Genomic DNA, 25,906 nt, shown 5'->3' with positions numbered 1-25,906 from the left:
TCCACGTGACTTGGTACCATTTTTCTTGAATCACTGACCATGAAAAAGCCAGTTGTATTGTTGATCGTCCTCGGTGGACTCGTCGGATTTGCCTTCTTCTACGGCAAGCTGCGCGACAAAAGCCTGAACTCCGCCCGGCTGGTCGGGGTGAAGGACCGCGCCACATTGTTCACTGATCTTCCTTCCAAGGACATCCGCCAGGTGGTTATCCGTGAAGGCAAAAACACCGTGACCCTTGTCGTTGAAGGCGACAAGTGGGTGGTGAAAGAGCGCGAGAACTATCCTGCCGCCTATGACAAGCTCTCCAAGGCTGTGGCCGCAGTCTCGAACATCAAACTCCTGAGCAAGCAAAACGTCGGGAAGTCCGTTCTGGGCGAAGTCGGTCTGCTTCCTCCAGGGGAGGCAGGGCCGGAATCCACCGGCCTGCAGGTTGAGTTGAAGAATGAGAAGGGCGAAGTGCTCGGCTCATTTGTCGCTGGGAAGTCCGTGGAGAGCACCGGCGGTGCCTCCAGCGGCAACTTCATGGGGGGCGCTGGTCAGCAGCGCTATATCCGCAATCCCAAGGATGGTGACACCGTGTGGTTGACGGGCGAAAGCCTCTTCGAACTCCAGGCGGATCCGAAGGAGTGGCTCGACAAGTCCTTCATCGACGTGCAGGAGATTAAGTCCGTCACCATCGTTCCTCCGAACACGGCGGATGGCTGGAGTGCCGCTCGCAAGGATCTGCAAAACCCCTTCCTGTTCACGGATGCGAAGGCGGGTGAAGAGCTGGACACCGCGAAGGCCGACGTTCTCAACCGGGCTCTCTCGGCAGTCGTGTTCAACGATGTGCTGACCAAGGAACAGGCCACGCCTGAGTTCATGAAGGGAGCAACCAAGGTGAAGCTGGAAACCTTCAAGGGCTTCACCTACGAGGTGCAGATTCTTGAGAAGAAGGAAGGGGAGGCTGAGCCCAAGTACTTCATCACGGTGCAGGTGTCCGGAAACTTCCCGAAGGAGCGCAAGCCTGCCGCCGACGAGAAGCCAGAGGACAAGAAGCGGTTGGATGACGAATTCGCCGCGACAACCAAATTGCTCGAAGACAAGCTGGCCAAAGAAAAGGCTTCCGAAGGCAAAGTGTTTGAAGTGAGCAGCTATGGTGTCTCAGACCTGCTCAAGAAGCGCTCGGAAGTGTTGCGTGAAAAAACCGCTGAAGGTGCGCCTGAAGGTGCCGGAACTCCGGCTGCAGGTGCCCTGGGTGCCTCTCCTCCTCCGCTCTTGAGGGCACCGGCGGCACCTGTGCCTGTTGCACCAGCACCAGTGCCCGCTCCGACACCTGCCGCCGAAGAGAAGCCTAAGGTGGCTCCCAAGCCAACGGCCGCGACTCCCGAGGCCAAACCGGCTGCCGCTGAGGCTCCGAAAGTCGACGCTCCAAAGGCTCCTGAGGCGGCCAAGCCAGCCGAAGCGCCCAAGGCTCCCGAGCCACCTGCGGCAGCTCCCGAGGCCAAATCGGCTCCCGCAGAAGCTCCCAAGGTCGAGGCACCAAAGGCCCCTGAAGAGGCCAAGCCTGCCGACGCTCCCAAGGCTCAGTAAGGCATCCTTCGCTTCTCAAAGTTTACCAAAAGGCACGGCTATCCGCCGTGCCCTTTTGTTGCAACACCCTCAGGGCGTTCTGGGAGCGGTAGGCCTTGTGCGGGTACTGCCTGTTTGGGTGGAATTGAACGCGCTGATGGCCTACCGCTCCGCGGTAGAGTTTCTGCAGTCCGGTTTCCATGGGTTTCACTCGCTGCGCTCGCTTCACCGCATGGCTATTCATGGTGAACCCTCCGGGTTCGAGTGCGAGTGGCGCGGAGTGTTAGGGTGATTGCGCGCACCCAGGGGCTCATTCCTTCTCCAACGAATGCCGCCACCCTGACTGCCTGGTCAGGGAATTTGAGGCCCGTTTTTGTACTCCCTCCGGACAATTGTTGAGTTTACGCTGGTTGCGTGATGCGCAAAAAGAGGTGAAAGACCTCGTGCATGATTTTGACTCGATTCCTGCACCCCTTGGGCACGACCAGTGCTGCTTTAGCGTTCGCCTTGCTTGCCTTGGGCGGTGCTGGCAATGCAGAGGCGCAGTCAACCCTTGGCTCCTCCAGACTCAAACTCCACAAATGGTCTGGAGACATCAACGTGCCGGATCCAGTGGCCTGCACGGTTGATCCTCAGGGGCGGGTTTACGTGACGCAGACGACGCGCCGCAAGGTGGCGGATCTTGACATCCGGGAGCATACCCAATGGATACCCCGTGACGTCCGCCTGGAGAGCATCGAGCAGAAGCAGGCTTTCTACCATGAAGTGCTGGCACCAGGGAAGATGCTGAAGCCCGAGGGGAGTCTCAAGGACCACAACGGTGATGGCTCGATCGACTGGAAGGATCTGACCGTGCATTCCGAAAGAATCTACCGCCTCGAAGACAGCGATGGCGACGGAGTGGCGGACAAGAGGACACTGTTTGCGGAAGGGTTCAACACCGAGGTCACCGGGATCGCCGCCGGGATCCTCTGGCATGACGGCTGGGTGTACTGCACCATCGCTCCGGACCTATGGCGTCTTCGGGATACCAATGACGATGGCGTGGCGGACGAGCGCGAAATCGTCGCGCATGGTTTCGGCCATCACATCGCCTATGCTGGCCACGACATGCACGGCTTGTGCGTGGGGCCGGACGGTCGCATCTACTGGACGATCGGTGACAAGGGCACCAACGTCATCACCAAGGAAGGCAAGCGGGCCGCGGCACCGCACCAGGGGGCGGTGTTGAGGTGCGAACCCGATGGCAGCGGGTTCGAGATCTTTGCGCACGGTCTTCGCAACGTGCAGGAGGTCGCCTTTGACGACTTCGGCAATCTGTTTGGCGTGGACAACGATGCGGACAAACCTGACGAAAAGGAACGGCTCGTGTACATCACAGAGCAGAGTGACTCGGGCTGGCGTTGCAGCTTTCAGTACATGAAGGGCTACTGCCCGTGGGTGGATGAAGGCCTGTGGCAGCCGTTGCATGCCTCCCAGCCAGAGTACATCACCCCGCCTCTGGCCAGCTCCCACGACGGCCCCGCGGGTTTTGCGTACAATCCCGGCACGGCACTTTCGCGTGGCTGGAAGGATACGTTTTTCCTGAACCAGTTCCCCTCTGGCAAGATGAATGCCATGCGGGTGACTCCGGAAGGAGCCTCCTTTGGGCTGAAAGAAGACAAGACGGTGGCCAGTGGCGTCATGGGCATCGGCATGAGCTGGGCTCCGTCTGGAAAACTGTTCATGGTGGACTGGGGTGGGGACTATCCGCTCAACGAAATCGGTGCCGTGTGGACCGTGGATGATCCCGCCGGGGAAGGGCAGTCGGACCGCCTGGAAACCGCCTCGATCTTGAAGGCTGGCTTTGAGAACCGCGAGGTGCCGGCACTCTCCGCACTTCTGGGTCATGCTGACCAGCGAGTCCGCCGTGGGGCGCAGTTTGCGCTGGCAAAGCGGGGCGCTCATGAGGCTCTGGAAACGGTGGTTCTCGACAAGAAGCAGTCCCGTCTGGCCCGCTTGCATGCCCTGTGGGGACTGGGGCAGTTGATGCGCGCTGGCAAGTATGCAGCCACCACCATTCTCGATGATCTGACCCAAGACCAGGATCCTGAAATCCGGGCGCTCACGGCCCGCGTGATGGGCGACGCCGCAGCCCACGATCCCCAGAGCGGCCACTTGGTGTCTCTCCTGTCTGACCCTCATCCCCGGGTGCGATTCCATGCGGCCATTGCCTTGGGCAAGTGCAAGACCAGCGTGGCCACGCTGCCGCTTATCCAACTGGCCGCATCCAATGCAGACCTCGATCCCTGGATTCGCCACGCCTGTGTGGTGGGCCTGGTGGGTTGCACGTCACCGGATGCCCTGGCGGGTGCCGCCGCCCATCCCAACCGCGCGGTGCGGATGGCGAGTCTGCTCGCTCTTCGCCGTCTGAGCCACCCTGACGTGGCAGGTTTCCTCAAAGATCCTGATCCCAAGATTGCGTCCGAAGCTGCCCGCGCCATTTACGATGACGAGTCCATCGTGGCTGCCCTGCCGCAACTGGTCAAGCTGCTGGATCTGAACACCGCACTGCCGGACGCGGTGACCCGGCGGGCGCTCAATGCCTGCCTGCGCATTGGCAGCAAGGAGAATGCCGAGCGGTTGCTGACGTATGCGCTCCGCGCGGATGCGCCGGTCGCGCTGCGAGTCGAAGCCCTCGAACTGGCCATCGTCTGGAATGATCCACCGGTCCTCGATCGTGTGGACGGACGGTACCGGGTGATTGTGGGCTCTGCAGACCCCAAGACGCTGGCGACCGCTGCGCTGGCGAAGATCGACCCCCTCATGAACCTCGCGGAGAAGGAGCTCAAGGCCAAGGTGGTTCAGTTGCTCACCATCCATCGGGTGCCCGTGGAGTCCCGTGTAGCGAAAGTCGCCGTGATGGAAGAAAGCGCCAGTCCCGAGGTGAGAGTGGAGGCGCTCCGTCTGCTTGCAGATCAGCACCCAGGCTCGGATGATTTGGTGGCAACGTTGGACGCCATTCTGGGGGCAAAGTCTCCAGAGTTGCTCCGAGTGGCGGCGCTGGACAACGTCCTGCTGCGTGATCGTGCTCAAGCCGCAGCCGAAGCGAAAAAGCTGTACAAAAACGGGACCACCCTAGAGAAGCAGAAAGCGCTGGCGATGCTGGGACGCGTGCAATTGGAAGATGGTGACCAGGCGTTGGCCGAGCAATGGGACGCGTGGAAGTCGGGCAAGGGTGGCAAGGTTCCGCCTGCTGTGCTGCTCGACCTCATCGAGGCCTGTCAATCTCGTCGCAGTAGCGCTCCGTCGCTTGAGGAACGACTCGCCGCCTATGAGAAGTCCATGGCGGACAAAGTCGGCACCGCAGCTGCCTATGAGGAATGCCTCGAAGGAGGAGATGTGAAGTCGGGCAAGGAAATTGCCCTTCAGAATCTCACGGCGAACTGCATGGCGTGTCACAAGTTCGAGAGCAAAGAAGGTAGCACGGTAGGGCCGGCCCTGAACCTCATCGGCAAGCAAAAGGAGCGGATCTACTTGCTGGAAGCGTTGGTCACGCCCTCCAAGACGATTGCTCCGGGCTTTGGGATTATGACGGTGACTTTGAAGGACGGCAAAACGCTGACAGGTACGTTGGTGGCCTACACCTCCTCGACGCTTCAACTGCGACTGGCGGATGGTGCTCTGGAGAAGATCGATACCGCCCAGGTTGAGTCAAAGACCGACCCGATCTCGGTCATGCCGCCGATGAGCGCCATGCTCAACAAGCGTCAGGTCCGCGATCTGGTAGCCTATCTGGCCAGCCTACAGGGGAGCTCCTCCAAGAAGGAATCCAAGTCCAGCGGCTCACCCAAGTGACATCCTGTTTTCAGTGGTGGTGGACCCTCACCAAAACATTTACTTCCAGCCCCGGACATTGTATTTCATGCGCATGAATTTCCGAGTTATTCTCATGCTTCTGCTGGCCTGCGTTGTTCTTCCCTCCTGTTCGACCACGAAGGATGACTCGGAGTACTATTACAAGCTGAAGCAGCGCAATGAGAAGTATGAGGCCAAGATGGACCGCCGCAAAGCGCGCATTCAGGCCCGTCAGGAGCGCACGGACATGTGGTTCGACAGCGTGCTCAATTAGGGGGCGCAGTTCGACGATCGCGTCTCTGCTAATCGCGGCCCCTTCAGGCCGCAACTTGAGGGAACTCATATACCCAGGGCTCTGTCCGCTTTGCGGCTTCCGCCCGTGGGCTGGGTTCTTTGGGCCTTTCAGGCCCGGAAAACAGCTAGCCATGAACTCTGTGCGTCACGATGAGGCTCATCTTCATGGCCTGCCGCATTTGGGCTCCAACTCGTCCCAGGTCCCTCGCTTTTGAGGGTTCAGCGCCGGGCAACGCAACCTGTTTCCAATCTCCAAGACCCATCCAAGATCAAGCTGTTGACTCCTTACAGCTGGTTTTCGGAATACTCTAGTTGCGTTGCCCGTGCTGAAATTGTGACTTCCGCACCAGCGTCCCATTCACTTCCCATGCCCGAGCAGAGACCGACACCATTCAGGCGGCGGGAGCTTGCGGCTTTTGGGGAAGGGGACATTCGGTGGCGGAGTGATGATTTATTTCTTTCAAACTGATGCCTCACTCTATCCTATTAGCTAGTTTAATGGTATTGGACTTTGGTCCAATACTGATTCAGAAATCTGAATAAATGGGCCAAAACAGGGCCCGGAGGTACAGCAGCATGCATTCATCGTGGCTTCAGCTTCTGCCCCACGCACAAGCACCCTTGGCAGCCTGAACTCAGGCGCGACGCTCGCCCAAATACGAGGCGCGCTGTAGCTCCAGCACGCTCAGGAACTGGTCTGCCGTCCAATGAGATGAGGCATCCTCCGCAGCGAGTTGCATTTCCTCCCACTCCGAGAAAGGCTCAAACAAATCCAACTCCGAGGAGGCGTCCGGCTCGATTTCCAAAGTGGCCAGCCAGCGGGTGTGCGCGGCAAAGACGGCCAGAGCGTCATTCTGGGAGCAGGCGTCACGGAGCTCCCGGAAGGAAACTTCTTCGTGGCCCTGACGAGGGGACTTGAGCAGCCAGATGCCCGCACCAAAGGTGGAGACGACTCCCACCAAGCCAAAGGCCCAAGCCGTGTTCGGCTGAAGTGCCTCGAGAGGCAACACCGCGAGTTTTGGGGCCATCGTGAGGACGATGAACGCTGATACTGCGCCAAGGCCCGCTCCCACCAGGGTGAGAGGGGTGCGGAGCAATGACAACGATGGAAGGACCCGCTTCAACGCCCGCAATATGCGGTGCTGCGTACCTCGTCGCTATTGGACCTTGGTCCAATGCCTGGGAGGGGTCACATGAGCTTGGCTGCCTTCTGCGTCCCCACCATGGTGGCGATTGCTTGAACGAAGGAGTCGGTGTCGAAGGGCTTGACGAAGAACGCGGCCACACCGCCAGCCTCGGCCTGGGAGCGGGTCGCGGGATCCGTGTTGGCGGTCATGATGATGACCTTTGTGGTCGGGGATATGGACCGCAGACGGGACTGCACCTCCAGCCCGCTCATTCCTTCCATCCACACATCAAGTACCACCAGCGGCACTGAGTTGGAGCTGACGTGGGTGAGAAACTCCTGCGGCAGACTGAACCCGAGAATGTCGTAGCCTTCTGCCGCGAGCAGCCAGGAAATGGCCCTCAAGACGGTCGGGTCATCTTCGACCACGCAGATCGGAGTCTCGGGAGCCTGGGCACGGTTGGGGAAGCGGGTCATCATAAGGACCGATGCTTGGGTTTTTCGGGGAAAGAGGGGGAGCGGGTTGAAACTGAACTGGGTTCAGCAGATCTAGGAGGAGAAGGCTTCTTCACGGCCGGCTCCTGTTTGACCGGGTTCGAGTCCGATCACAGCGCACTTACGAACGAGTTCGGCGACGGAGTGGACCTCCAGTTTTTCCATGACCCTGCCGCGATGCACCTTGACGGTCTTCTCGGTGGTCCCCAGATCTGCGGCGATCTGCTTGTTCAGGAAGCCTGCGATGACCCCCCGCAGGACTTCCAGCTCCCGTGGGGTGAGGGTGGCCAGCAGTTCCTGCACGCCTTGTTTGCTCAGGGTCTGCTTCAGGGCGCGCTCGGAGTAGGCGAGCGCTTCGTCCACCGATGCCAGCAGCTGGTCGTCTCCGAAGGGCTTCATCAGGAAGTCCACGGCACCTTGTTTCAAGGCCCGGGCACAGGCTGGCACGTCACCGTGACCGCTGATGAAGACGATGCCCTCATGCGAACCGCGGGCCGTGAGCTCATCCTGCAGGGCAAAGCCGTTCAGGCCCGGCATTTGGAGGTCGAGCACGAGGCAGGCTGCCCGGGTGGGCAACTCCTGCTTGAGGTAGCTCTCCGCACTGGGGAAGGTGAGGGCATCGTGACCAGCCGACATGAACAGTCGCTGCAGGCTTCGGCGGACGAGTTCGTCGTCATCCACCACATAGACGACGGGCGGGGAGGAGTTGGATTTCATGCAGGCCTGGAGCTGGGCGGTGCGGGTCTTCGGATGGGTAAAGTGAGGGTGAACTTGGCGCCGCCATCGGGGTGGTCACAGCCTTCGAGGGTGCCGCCGTGGCCTTCTACGATGGAGCGGGCGATGGCGAGGCCCATGCCCATGCCATCGGGTTTGGTAGAGTAAAACTGGTCGAACAGACGGCGGCCGGGAACGTCTTTGGGCAGCCCGGACCCGAGATCGCGGACGGTGATGCTCACGCTATCATCACCGGGACTGCTGGAGGAGATGGTGATCCTCCGGCTGCTGACTGGCAACTGCTGCATGGCCTCCAGTGCGTTCATCAGCAGGTTCATCAGCACCTGCTGAAACTGGACGGCGACGGCATTGATCTGAGGAAGCTGTGGAGCCAGATCCAAGTCCACCGAGCCCGATTTAGCCATAATGTCCGTCTTCATGAGGCGGAGGACCTCAGAGATCAGGTTGTTCACGTCCAATGCCTCCCTGCCGGCTCCGCCGGGCTTCACCATGCTGCGAATGCCCCGGATGATTTCCCCAGCCCGCTGGCCTGCGGTCGTGATGTCCTGCAGGAGGTCGTTCATCACCTCAGGGTCGGGGTTGTCCCGGCTCATGAAACGACGTGCCGCCGAGGCGTTGGTGACGATGGCGGTGAGGGGTTGATTGAGTTCATGAGCCAGCGAGGCGGTCATTTCTCCCATCACGGCCACCCGGCCAAGCCTCGCCATTTCTTCGTGCTGGCGGTGCATGCGCAGCTCCTGCTCGCGATCTTTGGTGACGTCGATGCTGACGCCGACGATCTCCTGGAGGCGGCCGTTGGGCTTGCGCACCAAGCGTGCTCTCACGACCACCCAGCGAATCTCGTTCTGCGCAAACAGCAGGCGATACTCGTGCTCAAAGCTCTCATCTAGCTTGATGGCCCGGGCAAAGCGCGCCAGCGCTGCCGCGCGGTCTTCAGGGTGGATGCGCTTCAGGTAGTCTGCGTGAGTGCCGCGGGTATCCTTGTCGAAGCCGTAGATGGCCCTGGCCTGATCTGTCAACCACGAGCGGTTCTCGTCAGGATACCAGCGCCAGAATCCAAGCATGGCCGACTCTGCCGCCAGCGTCATGCTGGTCTCCGTCTGGCGCAGCGCGGTCTCTGCCTGCTTGGCCGTGAGGGAAGAAAGCAACACATCCCCAATCAACTGGAGGCTTGATGTCAGATCGTCTGCCCACTGGCGGGTTTCACCGGTCGTGGCGTAGGCGATGCCGCGCACCTCGGTGTCAGTCGTTCGCAACGGAATGATCAACACGGACTTGAGGCCATGCTCATCGCAAGCCTTCCGCTCGCGTTCCGCCTCCTGAGGGAGGTCTTGCGAAATGTCATGCATCCGGATGGTCCCTCCTTTTGCGAGTTGAAAGAGGAGCCAAGGGAAGGTGGAACCGTTGATTTCCGACAGCGGGGGGCGTTGCAAGTCGCCTGCCTCATGGGTGATCACCACGTCTTCTGCCTTCAGAATGCAGGTAAACAGGAGGCAATGCTCGATGGACATGGCGCTGCGCACCCGCTCCAACGCGCTGATGACCACTTGATCGACCTGATCGGCAGATACGTTGATCAAAGAGACCGACAGTTCAGAGATAAACTTCTCAGTTCGAAGTCGTCCTTCCAGAGCGATCTCGAATCGCTTGCGCCGATCCCGATGAACGAGATAACCAGCGATGGCTCCCGCTCCCAGCGCCGCGACCAGTCCGGTGGCCCATGAGGTATCTGAGCGGGCCTGCCAGACAAAGGTGGAGGTGGTGGCCAGCCGGGCCTCGGGCAACTCCTCTGCCGCCAGTACCCAGGGGGCCGCACAGGCAAGTGCCAACAAGCCGGAAGACCGGCTGAAAGAGCCCGTCCATCGGATAAGTCTCGAAGTAGAGTTGGCCAGGGCAACACCCATCGTCACAGGCCTCTAAACACCAAATTCCTCGCCGCGGGAATGACAAAAATCACTGCGACTATGGCAGATCGCCAAAAGTACCGGACAATTCTCCCGGCGTCGAGGAAGCATCTTGCAAACTGCACGCGAGACCGTGCCAATTGCTTCGTCCTGAGAGCAATTTGCCGGAAGCGGCATGGTGTGCGCTTGCATGCTAAGTGGCTCACTATGAGTCGCTTGAGACTTGTGATATGAAGATGGCATGCGCATTGCACTGGAAAGGGCATGCGATTCATCAAATCCGTTCACCGTGAGTTCCCCAGTTTCCTGCCTGACTTCGTGCGTCCTGGCAGCTCCGCCACGGAGACCAAAACCTTTCCCACGGAGCTGAGCCCTCAGTCCGCCAGTGGTGGGAATCCGGACTCGAACCGCGCTGAACATGGAAGCGATGCCAGTCGCCCCAATCCAACCCCCGACTTATCATGAAAACCCCCTCCTTTCGTTCCCAGCTATTTCATCGCATGCCTGCCCTCGGGGCCGTGGCTCTCGCGGCCGTCATGATGAGTTCCTGCGCATCTGGCCCGAACGCCCGGACCGGCACCGTCGTGGGTGGTCTGGGTGGGGCCGCCGTGGGCGGCATCATCGGTCACCAGAGTGGTCGTGGTCTGGAAGGCGCAGCCATCGGCGGTGCCTTGGGTGCCCTGGGTGGCAACATGATCGGTGATTCCCAAGACCAGCGGAACTATGACCGCCGCCGCTACTACGCGAACCGCGGGCACTACTACGATGACAGATATTACTATTGAGGTGTGAGCCCTCAGCCAGTTTCAGTTGCCAGGCTAAGTTGTTGTTGTGTTGTTTGGAAAACCGGTTCCCTAGCGGGTGCCGGTTTTCTTTTGCTCAGGTGTCGCGCCACTGGGGAGGAAGAAACCTGCGGTGACCACGATCTTTTGCGCCTCGGGCGAGGTCACACACCATTCTGCGAATGCCTTGGTTGCGGGGGACACGTCATTGCGAATGTAAAAGTAGCAGGGCCTGATCAGAGGATATTCGAATGGTTGGGCCGGGTCGAAAGGCTTGCCGTTGATGGGCAGAATTCGGATGCGTGAAGCTTTGGCGTAGGCAATCGGCAGGTAAGTGATGCCTGCTGGCAGGTTGGCGAGAGTGTGCGCGGGATGATCCGCTGAACTCAATAGCTCGCCCGCCTTTGCGTACGCACGACCCGACATGTCCAAGGCGCTGAAGTCTTTGTAGCTCGCCGAGGAGGTGTTGCGAGTGAGCACGGTGATCGGCAGATCTTTGCCTCCGACTTGGTTCCAATGGGTCAGGTCACCGGTGAAGACCCCTTCAAGCTGCGAAGAGGTAAGATTGGATACGGGATTTGACTCGTGGACAGCGATGGCGAAGGCATCGATCGCGAGGGTGATACGGTCGAGCTTCAGCCCCTTGGTGGCAAAGGCTGTTGACTCCTCGGACCTGATCAGACGCGTGCTCATTCCCAGATCCGCACTGCCCTCCAACAGTCCGTTAAAGGCCGTGCCGGAGCCCTCAGCGGCGATGTCGAACCCCTGACGAAGTTCGGGATGGGCACGCCGGTAGCCCTCGCAGAGGAGGGGCACCAGCTTCGCACCCAAGGTGTCAGAGCCGCGAATCCGAATCGGTTCCGCGGCTGGAACGGTTGCGCTACATAGAGCGACTGCTGCCAGCAAGAGCCAAGTCTTCATAGTCGAAGCGAGTGGGATTGATGAGGGCCGTCAGGGCAGGATCAAGCCGAAGTCATTGCCTCCGTGTGACGAAATGCTTTCCAGCCACTGAATGCGGCGCTCCAGCTTGCTTTGACGGTCCGCGTTGGGATTCGGGTAGAGGACAGGATACCACGCTGTGATGACGGCGGCGCGGGCGATCAGGCATTGGTTCATGGCCTCAAGGTTGAGGGTGCCTCCAGCACGACAATAGGCCGCGACGATTTCGTTCGCAGTTCTGACGTCGTTGTCCAGAAGCAGGGGATTCCAGATGAAAGAGGCCACGTCCCACTCCACCGGACCGGCAAAGGCGTCCTCCCAATCGGTCCAGAGGAGACCGTCTGTGGTGTTCAGGAGGTTGCCGGGGTGGGCATCGCCATGCAGCGCCTGCTGGGGGTAGTGGGCGAGAACTTGCAGGGCTTCCTCCAGATGGGCCCGGAGCATCTCGATGGTGGAGACTGGGAGAAGCGCCCTGTCCCGGAGTGTCTGCAAAAGATCGATGCTTTCCCTGACGATGGCGAGACTGGGGAGGGGGGACGTGAAGATGCTCAGGATGGCGTGACACTGCTGCATCGTGCGGCCTATGTCCTCGTTGGTGGGGGGCTCGTCGATGATGTTGACGAACTTCCAGAAGTTCAGGGTATAACCCAAATGCTCGTGAGGGCCGGGAGGCAGATCCGGATGGAGGGGGATCGCGGGTGCACCGTGACACGTGAGATGGGCGGCGATGGCATTTTCCCGTGCGAACCATTCTCCGCCCTTTCGGGGCCCGTCCACATCGGTGACGACGCGCGCCACGAGATTCTCTGTCAGCCGGAGCACCAGGGTGCTGGCATTCTGCAGGATGTCGCAACGATCAGGCTGAATGCCGTGTGCTTGAGCGGTCTCGGTGGCAGCGCGGGTGGGGAGGTCGATGGACGACATGAGTGCGATACTAGGGCACGAAACCCGTGCCGATGCCACTGGGATGTCAGACCTTGAGAGCGAGACTCTTGCGCTTGGGCGGACACTTGACCACGACGGTGCCCGCGAGCCAGTCATGAAGAGCGCGGCGGCGGAAGTTGGCGGAGAGCACCATGGCCTCAGCGAACCACCAGGTGATGTAGCTGAGATCAAGCGCCTGGGCGAAGGTGCTGCGGTCCGGCTGTTCAGGTTGGTAGATGCCACCCCGGCACAGCTCGATCACATGATAGGCGGTCAAGGTGGTGACCAGATACTCTGGCAGATCCCGCAGCAGACATTGCCCAAAGGACGGGCCTTTGGATTCGGAGGCATCGAGGATCTTCACCCGCGCCACCATCTTCCCGATGGTCTGGCCAAAGCGGGCATGCATAAGCGTGCGGTAGAGGACCGGCAGGACTGAAGTGAGAGCCAGCCCTGAAATCACCGAGGACAAGCCGCGTTCCGGACGCATGAGGTACTCCCCCAGACTGATGGCCGGGAGTACGATCAGGGCATCCAGCACCAAGGCCCACAGGCGGGGCCAGAAGGTGTGGTACTTGGTGGTTTCGGGGGTGGAGGCTATGGCCTGCCGTGCCAGTCCGCGTGGGGCGTCACTCATCGGGAGGCCACCTTACTTCGGCACGTGGGGCACTAGCAAGTCAGGGGACTGCGCCCGGGGGCGGTGACGGCGTGCGGCCTGTTTGGCAAAGTACTCCTGGGAGCGCAGAGGTTTGCGTTTGAGCGTTTTCACTGGGAGATACCCGCCATCCCTGTCGAGTTCGCGAGCCTGCACGGTGTCTGCGAACTGGGTGTCGAGGATCTCTTCCAGACGTTTGCGGGCATCGGCATCCTCAATGGGCGTGAGCAGTTCCACCCGCTTGCTGAGGTTGCGGTTCATGAAATCCGCACTGGCGATGAAGACCACGGGATTGCCCCCCTGGCGGAACCAGAAGATGCGGCCGTGCTCCAGATACCGGTCGATGATGCTGATGACGCGGATGTTCTCGCTCAGGCCCTTGACGCCGGGGCGGAGGCAGCAGATGCCGCGCACGCAGAGATTCACCTTCACACCAGCCTTGGAGGCGGCATAGAGCTCCTGGATCATCTGCGGATCCTCCAGGGAGTTCATCTTCAGCTTGATCTCGGCAGCCTCGCCCTGGCGGGCACGCTCTGTCTCGCTCTGGATCATTTCCACCAGACGTTCCCGCAGGCCGAAGGGAGCCATGCTGATGCGCTGGAAGTGGACGAAACGGGAGCGGCCCGTGACGGTGTGGAAGAAGGAGGTTGCATCCGCCCCGTAGTCCGGCCGACAGGTGAGGTAGCTGATGTCGGTATAGAGGCGGGAGGTGGCCTCGTTGTAGTTTCCTGTGCCGAAGTGGCAGTAGCGCATCATGCGCCCCGACTCGCGGCGGAGCACGAGGCAGATCTTGGCATGGGTCTTGAGCCCGCGCACGCCATAGATGATCTGGGCACCGGCGTTGAGCAGGTCCTCAGCACGCTCAAGGTTGCGTGCTTCATCGAACCGGGCCTTCAGTTCCACGAGGACTGTCACGTGTTTGCCCGCCTGGGCCGCCTTGATGAGAGCGCTGATGATGCGGCTGTTCTTGGCGGTGCGGTAGAGGATCTGCTTGATGGCGATCACATTCGGATCTGCAGCTGCCTGTTCCACCAGCTGGAGGACCGGCTCAAAGGACTCGTAGGGATGATGCAGCAGCACGTCATCCTCGCGGATGAGATCGAAGATGCTTTCCGCATCCTCGGCTTCCTGGATCTCCGAGGTGGGCCAGGGGGCGACCTTGAGATTCTCAAAGCCGGAGAGGGCGGCCAGACCGAAGCAGGAGCGCAGATCCAACTCGCCAGGGATCATGTAGGTCTGGCTGGAGTTGACATCACAAAGCCTCTGGATGGCCTTGACCAGGCTGGGGGTGACGTCACTCTCTTCCTCGATCTCCAGCCGGATGGTGCTGGAGGACTGGCGGGCCACGAGGATCTGCTCCATTTCGGCGGCCAGATCTTGGGCGCTTTCATCGTCCAGGGTGATGTCGCTGTTGCGGCTGATGCGGAAGCGGGCGGTGCCGTGGACTTGCTCCTGGGGGAAGTACTGGTGGATGAACATCTCGACCAGATCTTCGACATTGATGTAGGAATGCGTGGCACCTTCCACATCCGGGATGACCACATGGCGCGACAGGCTGGGTGGCAAGGTGAAAACCACATAGCGGACCGTCTCCGGTGCCTTCTCCTCATCACGGGCGCGCACTTCGCTCATCAGCAGAATCTGCAGAGCGGGCAGGGCAATGCGCTCCTCATCGGGATCCACGGCGATGGGGGAGAGGACAGGGAAGATCTGCTCGTTGAAGTACTCGTGCAGATACGTGCGCTGGCCGGGAGTCAGCTCATCCGGCATCATGCGGCGAATGCCCTTGTCACGAAGTAGGGGCCGCAGTTGGAGGTTGAGGATCTCGTACTGGGTGTCGATGTAGTGCAAGGTCCGCTCCCGGATCTGCGCCAACTGCTGCGTGGGCGTAAGGCCGGCCAGATCTCGCACGCGCTTGTTGGCATCCTTCAGGAACTGAAGCCCTCCCACTCGGACCATGAAGAACTCATCCAGATTGGACGCAGTGATGGCGAGGAACTTGACGCGCTCCAGCACGGGCAGGGAGTCCTTGGCGGCCTCCTCCAGCACGCGTTCATTGAACGCCAGCCAGCTCAGTTCACGATTGAAGAATTGATCAGTTTTCATGCTCACTCTGGCAAAAGGGGTCTAGTTTAGACTGGGGCGGAGCGCAGCATCACTTCGTAGCCGTAGATCTCCTGGAAGATGTCGCACTTGGCGCTAATGGCGTATTGTTCCACGGTTGTGTCCTCGACCCCGGGGGTCTCGATGACGAAGGAGTCTGCCTCCCGGCGGAAGCGGGCGACTTTGATACGTTGGGAATGGCTGCGGTCCAGGGAATCCGCCACGCGGAGGATGCCGGCCAGCTTGAAGATGGTCATGCGGTCGGCTCGCGAGAGGTCGGAGAAGTGCGGGTGGTTGTTGTCCGGGTTGTACCGGCGGTGGTACCGCGCCAGCAGGGCCACGATGGTGCGATCTTTGGCACTGAGACCAAAGATCTCTGTGTTCATGATCAGGTAGAGGCTGTGTTTGTGGTGCTCCCGTGCACTAACGAACATGCCGGTCTCGTGCAGGATGGCAGCCACGCGAAGCAGCAGTTCGTACTTGGCATCCAGTCCATGCAGATCTTGCAGTTCCGTAAAGATTTGCTGGGCCAACTTGCCCACATGCTCGGCATGCCGGTGGTCGGTCTTGTACTTCTTCGCGATCTCCCGTGCCGCCTGCAACACTTCATCCTGGAAGGTCTTGGTCTGCTGGTTGTTGGCCAGCAGATCCATGAGGAGGTCTTTTTGAAAGTCGCCTTCAGGAACGACAATGACCTTGTCGTTGAATCGGCGGGCCAGCGCCAGGTTGGTCTGGAGGGCGGCGGTCATGCCCTCACTCCCGGTGTAGTGCAGGTGCAGCTTGCGCACCATCTCATCAGCCGACATCGCGGCAATGCCCTCGGTGAACTTCTCCAGCTGCTTGAGCGTGATCTGGGAGGCTCCTTGCTCCGGCTTCACAATCAACGGAGCGGCCGACTGGATCTCTGAGCCGATGGCCACGTGGAAGTCCGGGGTGGACTCTGAGTAGTCCGTGGCGAGGTGGTCCACCACGCCGCGGATTTGTTCCTCAATGTGAGCCAGATGCTGTGCGGCACCTGCCTCGCTGCGGGACACGGCCTCACGCGTGCGGAAGATGCCCAGGCGATAGCTGCTGTAGGCAATGATGCGGCCCTTGATGAAGTGCAGGGCGCGGGTGTTGCCGGGCCCGATGTGGGAGACCAGGGTGTTGGCGTTGGCGATCTCGGGATTGCTCTTCAGCAGCCGCACCGCAGTCTGGTAGATGAGGCGGGTCATGTCGCCGTCATCGATGAGATCCACCGGCGTCCCGCTGGTGATCTGCATGCGGTTCAGGAAAATGTCATGATTGGCGGCTTCCGCGAGAATGTTGGTGGTGAAGCAGCGCAGGATGGAGGCGGGCACACCATACTCCTCGAGCGTGAGCTGATACTCCTTGAGGATGGTGGCGGCCTGTTCCATGACCGGCCGGGACACCATGCCGTTCCGGAAGATGTCCCTGGCCAGAGGCAGGGGTTTCTCCAGGTAGTCGAGAACGGAGACTGTCCCTGAGGAGTCTTTCTCGCCGACAAGGAGGGTCACGGAGGTGGCACCGAAGTGCACCACCGCCGAAGTCTCCACGGCAACCGGGGAGACGGGGGGAGACTTGACTTGGGACATGGATCAGGACGGTTGATTGCGCAGCCAGGCCGCCGAGCCGATGGCGACAGCGTTGCCGCCGAGTTTGGCGACGGAGAACTTCACACCCGCAAAGATCTCGGGCATGGAGTAGTGAGCCACATGCTCGCGAAGTTTTCTGAGATAGACGGCGGGCATCTCTTCCACCAGGCCTCCACCAAGAGTGATGTGATCTGGGCCGAGGAGGTTCACGACCATGGCGATGCCCATGCCCAGGAAGTGGAGGGAGTTGTCGAAGACGGCCACGGTGCCGGGTTCGCCTGCTTTATAGGAGCCGGTGAGGGCTTTGCTCTTCATCTCCTTGAGCGCGGCACCCGTCTTGGCTTCGAGAGCAGGGGACTTGCCGCGGTAACACTCCACGCTGGCGGCGGAGGCGATGCCCAAGCGGCTGGTGAGATCTTCAAGAAGCACGGCACCGGGCTTCTCTGAGCCGAGGTGGGTGCCGGGGAGCCAGAGATTGCCCAACTCCATGCAGGAAACATTGCGACCTTGCACAATCCGGCCGTCATAGACGAAGCCCGCACCGAGCCCGGTTCCGGGAAACACACCCAGCAGGGAGCGGGAGCCGCGACCTGCACCCAGCGTGTACTCGCCATAGGTGCCGGCATCCACATCATTGAGGATCATCACCGGACAGCCGAGGGCCCTGGTCAGATTGGGCCCGAGGGAGACGCGGTTCCAGCCCAGATTAGGGGCATGGAGGAGGATGCCTTTGGCAGAGTTGACCGTGCCAGGGCAGCCGATGCCGATGCCTTGGAGATTCTTGCGATCCACTCCCGCCGCGAGGATGGCTTCCTCGATAGTGGTGACGATGCGCTTGAGGCCTTTGACGGCTCCTTGGGTGCCCTGGGTGGACTTGCGGGCGGTCCCCAGCACCTGATAATTCTCATCCAGCACGCAGGCCAGCATCTTAGTCCCCCCAAGGTCAAATCCGATCCAGAATGGCTTCGATGATGGACTGGCAGAGCGGACGGCGGCTTTCTTTGGCATGAAGTGGTTTTCCCAAAGGGAAACGCAAATGGCAAGTGACAATGTGAACCAAGTGAGGCTGGCGCAGTCCTGGTGTGACTTTGACGCCAGCCTCTGAGGGCAACATCAAGCGATCAGCTTGGCGTCCATCGAGATCTTCGCGTTCAAGAGCTTGGAAATGGGGCAGTTGGCCTTGGCTGTTTCCGCCGCTTCCTGGAACTTGGCCGCATCGGCGCCGGGGATCGTGACGGTCACATCAAGGTGGCTGGCGGTCACGGAAAAACCGCCTGCGACTTGCTCCAAAGTGATGGTGGCAGTGGTCTCGATCTTCTCAGGAGTAAGACCCACCTGACCCAGGATCATGGAGAGGGCCATGGAGAAACAGCCGGCATGGGAAGCGCCGATCAGTTCTTCAGGGTTGGTTCCCTTCTCACCCTCGAACCGGGTGGAGAACGAATAGGGCGTGGCGTCGAGGACGCCGGATTCCGTGGTGAGGGTGCCTTTGCCGTCTTTGAGGCCGCCGTTCCAGATTGCTGATGCTTTTCGCTTCATAAGGTGCATCAGATACGCATTCCAGACGGGGCTCAAGTGCAACTTTTTGCAGATCGGCTTGATGACGTCATTCGCGAAAACTTCGTAACTTTGAAGGCGGAACGGGGAGTGATAGGAATGTTGGCGGCTCGTCCGTCGCTTAGATCTTCAAACTCGATCCTCTTCCTGCCATGCCCTCGATGCCTACCGTTATTGGCCAGTTCAATGCGACTCCGTTGAATACGGGATTCGGAGATCACGCCCTGGGCAAACTCGGGAAGCGCCGGGTGGAACAGGCGCAACCCCAGGCGCCGCGTTCGTTTGGCGCGTCCTTGCAGAAGTTTGCGAACAAGGTGAGCAATCTGGCGAGCCGGGTGCTGAATGCGATCACGCCGAGTGGCGTGAGGACCGAAGACAAGTTTCGCCGTGGTTTGGCGGCTACGAGCAAACAAGTGGGCAACCTGCTGGGAGCGCTGAGTCAGGCCAATGATCATCCGGTGGATCAAGCCAAGGTTCGTAGTGTGTTGGCAAAACTGCCAGAAGTGATGGGACCGGTGCTGCGCCGGGGTGGCGAGTACACGGAGGTCTTTTCGCATCGCCTGGCGGTGAATTTGGAGAACATGACTCCTGCAGAACTGGCGGGGCTCCGTGATGGGGTGGCTCAGGCTCAACTGAGTGAGCTTGCAGGCGACGAAGGCATCAAGTCCCATCTGGACCTGATCCAACAGGCGGTGACGCAGGAGATCCAATCGCGGGTGCTCGAGAGGACGAAGACCGCATTCGCTCCCGTGCTGGAAGAACTGCGTCAACTGGTGGTCACCGAGGGCGTGACGCGGGATCCGGTGGAGGAAGAGTTCGCCAAAATGAAGTCCTTCGCCGAGGACGCGCTGCGCCAGTATGGCGAGAATACGGATCTGGCGCTCGCTCTCGTGACAGAGACGGTGAGTGAGTTGGTCAACACGCCGGAGAATGGGCCGGTGCCGCTGGCCCAGTTCAAGCATGCGCTGACTCATCTGAGCAGTGAAACGCTGCTGGAACTGCGTCAGGCGCCAGACACCTGGACGGGTGCATCCACGTTTGAGGTGCGCCACACGATTGGCCGTGTGGTTGAGAGCAGGCAGATCGACGCTGAGCAGGGGTTCATTGCCGGAGCCACCAGCATCCTCGGCCGCGAGAGTGTGACGACCGCAGAACTCGGGGAGCTGATCCGGGATCTGGACGCCACCACGCGCCATCTGGGGGTGCTCAAGTCTCACGGTGAAATCCATGACCTGGTGGAAGATGGTCAGGTGGAGACCCAACGTCAGGACCTGAAGCCACATCTGGAGAAGCTGCTCACAGAGGGGGCGCATGACCTGGCTGGCCTGACGAACCGCGAGCTGCATCAACTGAAGTCGTCACTGAAGGCCCTCGGCGTGACCGGCCCTGAGAAAGCGCTGACGGCCGAGATCCGGAAACGCGAGGTGGAGCTGGAGAAGCAATACACCGCAGGGTTGCTCCTGGTCGCCAAAGTAGTGAACTCCGGCGACTACGCGGGGGTGATCGCGGCGCTGACAGACTTCGCCACCATGGAGGATGAGGTGCGGAATGGATGGATGCAACTGGGCCGCAAGCTGGATGATCCGGATGCGATCTACCGCTGGCGGGCTGAGGCGGGCGCGGCCGCCCTGGCTGGGGCTTCCGATGAGGAGCTTGCGGAGGTCTTCAAAGCGTTCCAGGCAAAAGGCATGCAGTCCTTTGGCGAATGTCTGGTGGATGCTGGCTCACGCTTTGCCGGCTACGATGAAACGGATCTTCGCCATGATGCGCTTTCCAAGGAACTGACCAATCTGGGGACGAACCTGGCCCGGATTAAGGAGAAGGTAGAGATCGAGGTGGAGCGCCGCGGTTTGCCTGACCTCCAGAAGACGGATGAAGTCCCGTTGCAGAGAGATCTCCCCGACGTCGCACGCGAGGCGATCAAGGGCATGTTGGGCGTGGAAATGGGGTTGGAAAAGGGCGTCCGGCTGGTCAAAGGCTCTGTGCCTGATGGGGCGCTGGAACGTCTCCAAACGTCCCTGACTGAGCCTCGCTCTGGGACGGAAGTCGAAAAAGGCAAGCTTTTCAGCGGCGAGGAGTTGGGGATCTCCACGATCTTCAAGCGCGACCTGGAACGCGGGGCCTTCAAGATCAAAACCGCAGATGGCGTGGAGAACGTCTACAAGTTCCCCGTGATCCCTAAAGATGCGCCCGAATCCGAGGTGACCCGGCTGAAGGATGAGGCCATGAAGGAGGCGCTGACCCGGCTGAGCGAGTTCTTTGGGAATGATGACGAGATGCTCTGGGCGGTCTCGCAATATGTGCACCAAGGCACCGTGGCGTGCTTCCAGCTCGCGATGGGTTCACCCGTAGACGGTTTTATCCGCCTGGAAGATGGCACGCCCGTGATGCTGAGCGGGGAGGAGCATAAGAGCTTCACCTTCGAGAAGAAGCCCGAGGGGGGCTTCCGCGCGGTGTATCATCAGTCCGTCGACGAAGCCACCCACTACTATGCGCTGGATGGTTCACCCCCCAAGGAACTGGAGCAGGATCAGAGCCACTTCAGCCTGGGGTTCGCCATGGACATCGCCCCGGACAAGTCGGTCTCCATGGTCGGTCGGCCCGAATTTGAGTACAACCTCAAGCCCAAAGACTAGCCTCTCCGTCTTGTCGCATCGTTAGCACGTTTTCTTCATTCCTTTCACATGAACGCAGTTTCGCTACTTTCAGAACTCGGTTCCCAGATGGGGATCTCCGGCCTTCAGTTCGACGATCAAGGATGTGCCCGTCTCGTTTTCGACGGGGCGGTGACCCTGAACCTCGAACATGAGCCTGGCAGCTCCAAACTCCAGATCTACTCGGTCATTGGCAAGGTGCCGGTGGAAAACAAGGAGCACGTGTTCCAGATCCTCTTGGAGGGCAATCTGTTTGGTGCGGAAACGGGCGGTGCCGTGCTGGCGGTGGACCCGCTGGAGCGGGAGATCGTCTTGTTCAGAACACTGGAGGGCGAGGGGATCACCGGAGCCGCTTTTGCGGAGGTGGTGGGGCACTTCGTGGATGCCGTAGAGGACTGGACCGCCCGTCTGGCGACCTCCGGCACGACTGCGCCCCGGAGCCAGCAGGAGTCCGCCCACGATGGGCTGGCGGCGAGCATGATTCGGGCTTGATGGCGTCCCATCCGCGGGTTCGCGGCCATTGAGAGTCAACCTGGAAACGGCGTCGGTCAGGTGTGGAAGTTCAGTTCTCTGAACTTCCCGCACCTTCCGTCCTTGTGGAGCCGTACTTCCTGCGTACGATCACCATCGCAATGACGCCCAAGATTGACCCTGCGCTGCACACGGAAAAGAAGCCTGACTGGATTCGTGTGAAGCTCCCGCGTGACCCAGTATTCTGGAGCACGAAGTCCCTGATTTCTGACTTGCGCCTGCATACCGTCTGTGAGGAAGCCCAGTGCCCCAACCGCTGGGAGTGCTGGAGCCAGGGGACGGCAACTTTCATGATCGCGGGTGATCGCTGCACACGAGCCTGTGGATTCTGTGCGGTCAAGACGGCCAAGCCCTTTGCCCTGGAGGCAGACGAACCCCAGCGGGTGGCTCAGGCGGTGCAGCGAATGAAGCTGAACCACATCGTGATCACCGCTGTGGCCCGTGACGACGTGCCGGATGGCGGCGCGGAGCACTTTGCCAGAACGATCCAGGCGGTGCGCGAGGTTCAGCCCGGCATCACCATCGAGATTCTCGTTCCTGACTTCAATGACAAGGACGACGCCCTCATGACCGTGATGAAGGCGAAGCCGGAGATCTTCAATCACAACCTGGAGACCGTGGAGCGCCTGACGCCGCTGGTGCGCTCCCGAGCCAAGTATCATCGCAGCCTGAACGTGCTGAAGCGCGCCAAGGAAATGGCCGTGGAGCTGGGTGGCAAGGTGGCCACCAAGAGCGGTCTGATGCTGGGCCTCGGTGAGACGGAGACGGAACTCTTCCAGGCCATGGACGATCTCCTGGAGCACGGCGTAACCGTGTTGACTCTGGGGCAGTACCTGCGCCCCTCTGCCAACCACCTGCCGGTGGTGGAGTATGTGCACCCCGACACGTTTGAGAACTACAAGCAGATCGCGGTGAAGAAGGGTTTCCGCCACGTGGCGAGCGCTCCGCTGGTGCGCAGTTCGTATCACGCTGCGGACTTCAAGCCGGAGCTGGATCTGGATTGAGTTGGTTTTTGGATCGAGTTGAGGGCGTCTGGAACGCCTCAAGATCATGGAGAAGGTCAACGTGCACTCGGTACCGGTGGAACACCGCCGGTCTCCGGGCGGTCGCTTTGAGCTTCGGCGGCAGAATGTTTCGCTCGCCCTGGGTGGCATCAAGGACACCGGCCCGTGGGGCGGGGGACACCCTTTTGATGTGGAACTGGTGACGCTGCCCCCGGGCAAGGCCAATTTTCCGCTCCACTCGCATGCGGCGCAGACGGAGTACTACTTGGTGATTTCTGGTCGCGGACGACTGGTCGGTGAGGGAATTGAGACGGCGATCGGACCGGGAGATCACGTGATCTGCCACCCTGGAGAAGCGCATCAGATCATCGCCGATGAGGGCGCTGAGGCGCTGGTCTACTACGTCCTGGCGGATTACCATCGGGCGGATGTCATCACCTATCCCCGCTCGGGGAGGAAAATGCTCAAACCGGACTACCGCGTGGTGCAGGTCGCGGATGCCGATTATTACGAGGGAGAAGAGTAGGTGGGGCTTGCGCAGGGGCGTGAGGTTTGCGACGTTGAAGTTATGCCGTCTCCAGAGGACACACTGCTTAAAGACACGATCACCCGATGCCGGGAGGCAGGTCTGCGGAGAACTTGGGCCCTTGAAGAACTTCTCAATCTGTTGATCGCCACCGCTAAACCGCTGACGCTGGCGGATCTGGCGGATTCACCCACGTTGAAGGATCGTTGTGACCGGGCCACCGTGTTCCGGTTGCTGGTGCGCCTCGAGAAGCAGGGCATCCTGCGTCGGCTGGGACTGCATGACCGCTCCGCGTACTACACTCTGAACGTCCCAGGACAGCACAGCGACTATCTGATTTGCACAGAATGCGGCGTGATCGAGAAGCTTGATATCGCCTGCCCGGTGGAGGCGCTCGAGGCGAAGATCTCCAAGCAGTCGGGGTTCAAGAAGTTGTACCACGAACTGGAGTTTTTTGGAGTGTGCCCGTTGTGTGCTTGATGGGGGCGGGGGATGCGGGGGATGCGGGGGGGGGAGTGATGGAGTAGTGGAGTGTTGGATCACTTTGCTGGCTGCGCGGATTGAATTGGAGATGGGAGGCGCTGGTGAGGCGAGAGCTCCAGGGCTTTGCAGGCCTGGGCTCGCGCAAGGAGCGGCGGTTTGTGCTTGCACAACCGCCGAGGGGAAGCGGAGCGCTTGATCGCCAAACACCAACCACACCCTATGTGGTCTTACCGCTGACTTCTTACTTGGAAGCACGCTTCCTCCGGCAACCGTCGGTGGTTGTGCAAGCACAAACCGCCGCTCCTTGGGTACTTGGGCGTTACAACCTTGAGAATCGGCGACTGGGCGCCTCAGACTCTTGACCTGACGCAGGGAAGTGCTGGACTACCTTGCTGGGTACGAGGACTGAACTGGAGATGGGAGCGGAGGTCGAGGTTGCTTGCGATGTGGGCCAGCGATGTCGGAGGTTCGTGCCACATCCCTTGGTGTAAGGTGCTTGAACCATTGCGTTTGATTCCCCCCAACAAAAAGGCCGGGGCACTTTGCAGTGCCCCGGCCAGGGAGGGAGAGAGTGTGGTTGAATCAACGAACGCCAGATCAGTGGAGCTCGTAACCAGCCTCGCCGTGCTCGGGAATGTCGAGACCTTCTTCTTCCACTTCAGGAGTTGGGCGAAGGCCCACCACCACTTTCACAATCAGAGCGATCACCGTGGTGGCAACCACGCTCCAGACGATGGTGAGAACCACTGCTTTAAGCTGGGCAACCATGAGACCTTCCTTGAGAGGACCAACGACCGCGTTGGCTTTCTCGGAGGCGAAGAATCCGGTGAGGATGGCGCCGAGGGTACCACCGATGCCGTGCACACCGAAGGTGTCTAGGGCGTCGTCATAACCAAGAGCCTTCTTGAGGACTGACACACCGAAGTAGGGAACCACACCAGCAAGCACGCCCATGATGACGGCGGAGTTCATGGTCACGAAGCCTGCAGCAGGCGTGATGACCACCAGACCACCCACGATGCCGGAGCAGAAGCCGAGCACGCTGGGCTTGCCACGGAGGATCCACTCAAGGACACCCCAGACGAAGCCTGCGACGGCTGCTGCGAGGGTGGTGGTGGCGAAGGCGTTGGATGCGATGGCGTCAGCGCCAAGAGCGGAACCAGCATTGAAGCCGTACCAGCCAACCCAGAGCATACCGGTACCGACCATGCAGAGAACCATGCTGTGCGGGGGCATCGGCTCTTTGCCGTAGCCTTTGCGCTTGCCAAGGATGATGCAGAGCACCAGGGCGCTCCAACCGGAGGTCATGTGAACGACGGTGCCACCAGCGAAGTCGATGGCCTTGATGCCAGCGTCAGGGTTGAGAGGTCCGCACATGAAGCCTGTAGTGCTCCATACCATGTGGGCGAAGGGGAAGTACACGGCGAACATCCAGAGGGTGACGAAGAGCATCACGGAGATGAACTTCATGCGCTCGGCGATGGCACCGACGATAAGAGCCGGGGTGATGATAGCGAAAGTGAGCTGGAACATGCACCACATGGCATCCGAGATCCAGGCGAAGCCGGCACCGGTCTTGGTGGCGTCCACACCATCAAGGAACTTGTATTTCAAGTCACCGATGAAAGCCTTGGTAGCACCAGCACCCTCACCGAAGGAGAGGCTGTAACCGACTGCCCACCAGAGGATGGTGACCAGACCGGCAATGCCGAGGCATTGGGCCAGCACGCTCAGGACGTTCTTCTTGCGAACCAGGCCGCCGTAGAAGAGAGCCAAACCCGGAAGGGTCATGAAAAGGACCAGGGCGGTGCTCGTCATTTGCCAGGCGTTGTGGCCAGGGCCAGGGCCGGAAACCAGGGAGTTGTCCTTGGTCACGCGTGGCACGTTGTTCATGTAAGCCTCAATATCGGCAAGACGCTCTTCGATTGAAGGCGCAGAAGAGGGAGCAGCTTCGGCGGGAGCCGCGGGAGTTGCAGGGGCCTCCACAGCAGCGGCAGGCGCGGGTGCGGGAGCCGGGGCTTCAACGGCCGGGGCGGGAGCAGGAGCCGCAGGCGCTTCAGCCGGAGCAGGTGCCGGGGCCGGAGCATCCTGGGCAAATGCCCGCCCGGAGTTGACGGTCATACAGGCGAGGCCTGCTACCGCGACAACGGTTTCTAGTATGGTCCACTTCTTCTTCTTTGTGAGCATGGTGTCGTTTGGGTTGAGTTGCAT

Annotated in this window: 21 protein-coding genes; 9 read left to right on the top strand and 12 right to left on the bottom strand. The window is 60.4% G+C overall.

Going from position 1 to position 25,906, the window contains the following annotated elements; translation table 11 throughout:
• Window positions 1-39 precede the first annotated feature (39 nt).
• The 3 genes from BV106_RS36170 (at window position 40) to BV106_RS24285 (ending at window position 5,662) form a co-directional block, all read left to right on the top strand.
• Window positions 40-1,572 (top strand): DUF4340 domain-containing protein, encoded by a 1,533-nt coding sequence (locus BV106_RS36170; RefSeq protein ID WP_051946266.1) that lies wholly within the window; start codon window positions 40-42, stop codon window positions 1,570-1,572.
• 426 nt (window positions 1,573-1,998) lie between these two features.
• The gene (locus tag BV106_RS24290) at window positions 1,999-5,388 is read left to right on the top strand and encodes a PVC-type heme-binding CxxCH protein (protein WP_081892205.1); all 3,390 of its coding nucleotides are present in this window, start codon (window positions 1,999-2,001) and stop codon (window positions 5,386-5,388) included.
• A 73-nt stretch (window positions 5,389-5,461) separates the two neighbouring features.
• Window positions 5,462-5,662, top strand: a complete 201-nt coding sequence (locus tag BV106_RS24285) for a hypothetical protein (RefSeq protein ID WP_265596034.1) — start codon at window positions 5,462-5,464, stop codon at window positions 5,660-5,662.
• Window positions 5,663-6,317: 655 nt separating this feature from the next.
• Here the strand turns inward: BV106_RS24285 and BV106_RS24280 are convergent.
• From BV106_RS24280 to BV106_RS24265, 4 genes are all read right to left on the bottom strand, one after another.
• On the bottom strand, window positions 6,318-6,710 hold the full coding sequence (locus tag BV106_RS24280; RefSeq protein WP_265596033.1) for a hypothetical protein: 393 nt from the start codon (window positions 6,708-6,710) through the stop codon (window positions 6,318-6,320).
• Window positions 6,711-6,871: 161 nt separating this feature from the next.
• Window positions 6,872-7,288 (bottom strand): response regulator, encoded by a 417-nt coding sequence (locus BV106_RS36165; protein ID WP_051946264.1) that lies wholly within the window; start codon window positions 7,286-7,288, stop codon window positions 6,872-6,874.
• A gap of 69 nt (window positions 7,289-7,357) precedes the next feature.
• Entirely contained in the window at window positions 7,358-8,020 is a 663-nt protein-coding gene (locus BV106_RS24270) for a response regulator (RefSeq protein ID WP_038169080.1), read from the bottom strand.
• Window positions 8,017-9,870 carry an ATP-binding protein gene (locus tag BV106_RS24265; RefSeq protein ID WP_038169079.1) on the bottom strand — a complete coding sequence of 618 codons (1,854 nt, stop codon included), beginning with the start codon at window positions 9,868-9,870 and terminating at the stop codon, window positions 8,017-8,019. The genes BV106_RS24270 and BV106_RS24265 overlap by 4 nt, the downstream gene beginning before the upstream one ends.
• Before the next feature lie 533 nt (window positions 9,871-10,403).
• On the opposite strand from BV106_RS24265, the gene BV106_RS24255 reads away from it, so the two are divergent.
• Window positions 10,404-10,727, top strand: coding sequence for a YMGG-like glycine zipper-containing protein (locus BV106_RS24255; protein WP_081892201.1), 324 nt, complete (start codon window positions 10,404-10,406; stop codon window positions 10,725-10,727).
• 69 nt (window positions 10,728-10,796) lie between these two features.
• Here the strand turns inward: BV106_RS24255 and BV106_RS24250 are convergent, their stop codons facing one another.
• The 7 genes from BV106_RS24250 to BV106_RS24220 form a co-directional block, all read right to left on the bottom strand.
• Complete coding sequence (locus BV106_RS24250; RefSeq protein ID WP_081892199.1) at window positions 10,797-11,645, bottom strand: phosphate ABC transporter substrate-binding protein; 849 nt, start codon at window positions 11,643-11,645, stop codon at window positions 10,797-10,799.
• Window positions 11,646-11,675: 30 nt separating this feature from the next.
• On the bottom strand, window positions 11,676-12,587 hold the full coding sequence (locus BV106_RS24245; protein ID WP_051946262.1) for a phosphotransferase: 912 nt from the start codon (window positions 12,585-12,587) through the stop codon (window positions 11,676-11,678).
• Between the two features lie 46 nt (window positions 12,588-12,633).
• A complete protein-coding gene (locus BV106_RS24240; protein WP_038169076.1) occupies window positions 12,634-13,224 on the bottom strand; it encodes an RDD family protein in 591 nt (196 codons plus the stop codon).
• A 12-nt stretch (window positions 13,225-13,236) separates the two neighbouring features.
• Window positions 13,237-15,348 (bottom strand): polyphosphate kinase 1, encoded by a 2,112-nt coding sequence (ppk1, locus tag BV106_RS24235; protein ID WP_038169075.1) that lies wholly within the window; start codon window positions 15,346-15,348, stop codon window positions 13,237-13,239.
• A gap of 26 nt (window positions 15,349-15,374) precedes the next feature.
• Window positions 15,375-16,940, bottom strand: coding sequence for an HD domain-containing protein (locus BV106_RS24230; protein WP_038169074.1), 1,566 nt, complete (start codon window positions 16,938-16,940; stop codon window positions 15,375-15,377).
• 3 nt (window positions 16,941-16,943) lie between these two features.
• The gene (locus tag BV106_RS24225; protein ID WP_051946261.1) at window positions 16,944-17,948 is read right to left on the bottom strand and encodes an ROK family protein; all 1,005 of its coding nucleotides are present in this window, start codon (window positions 17,946-17,948) and stop codon (window positions 16,944-16,946) included.
• Window positions 17,949-18,053: 105 nt separating this feature from the next.
• A complete protein-coding gene (locus BV106_RS24220; RefSeq protein ID WP_038169073.1) occupies window positions 18,054-18,479 on the bottom strand; it encodes an OsmC family protein in 426 nt (141 codons plus the stop codon).
• A gap of 170 nt (window positions 18,480-18,649) precedes the next feature.
• On the opposite strand from BV106_RS24220, the gene BV106_RS24215 reads away from it, so the two are divergent.
• The 5 genes from BV106_RS24215 to BV106_RS24195 all read left to right on the top strand — a co-directional run bounded on the left by BV106_RS24215 (window position 18,650) and on the right by BV106_RS24195 (window position 23,692).
• Window positions 18,650-21,133 (top strand): hypothetical protein, encoded by a 2,484-nt coding sequence (locus tag BV106_RS24215; RefSeq protein WP_265596032.1) that lies wholly within the window; start codon window positions 18,650-18,652, stop codon window positions 21,131-21,133.
• Between the two features lie 48 nt (window positions 21,134-21,181).
• A complete protein-coding gene (locus BV106_RS24210; protein ID WP_081892197.1) occupies window positions 21,182-21,643 on the top strand; it encodes a type III secretion system chaperone in 462 nt (153 codons plus the stop codon).
• 140 nt (window positions 21,644-21,783) lie between these two features.
• The gene (gene lipA / locus BV106_RS24205) at window positions 21,784-22,686 is read left to right on the top strand and encodes a lipoyl synthase (protein ID WP_038169133.1); all 903 of its coding nucleotides are present in this window, start codon (window positions 21,784-21,786) and stop codon (window positions 22,684-22,686) included.
• A gap of 46 nt (window positions 22,687-22,732) precedes the next feature.
• Entirely contained in the window at window positions 22,733-23,212 is a 480-nt protein-coding gene (locus BV106_RS24200) for a cupin domain-containing protein (RefSeq protein ID WP_038169070.1), read from the top strand.
• A 42-nt stretch (window positions 23,213-23,254) separates the two neighbouring features.
• Window positions 23,255-23,692 (top strand): Fur family transcriptional regulator, encoded by a 438-nt coding sequence (locus tag BV106_RS24195; protein WP_038169069.1) that lies wholly within the window; start codon window positions 23,255-23,257, stop codon window positions 23,690-23,692.
• A 600-nt stretch (window positions 23,693-24,292) separates the two neighbouring features.
• Here BV106_RS24195 and BV106_RS24190 read toward each other — a convergent pair.
• Complete coding sequence (locus BV106_RS24190; protein WP_038169132.1) at window positions 24,293-25,816, bottom strand: ammonium transporter; 1,524 nt, start codon at window positions 25,814-25,816, stop codon at window positions 24,293-24,295.
• Window positions 25,817-25,906 lie beyond the last annotated feature (90 nt).

This window comes from Verrucomicrobium sp. BvORR106 (assembly GCF_000739655.1).
Lineage (GTDB): Bacteria > Verrucomicrobiota > Verrucomicrobiia > Verrucomicrobiales > Verrucomicrobiaceae > Verrucomicrobium.
This window is presented reverse-complemented; position numbering and strand designations above follow the sequence as displayed.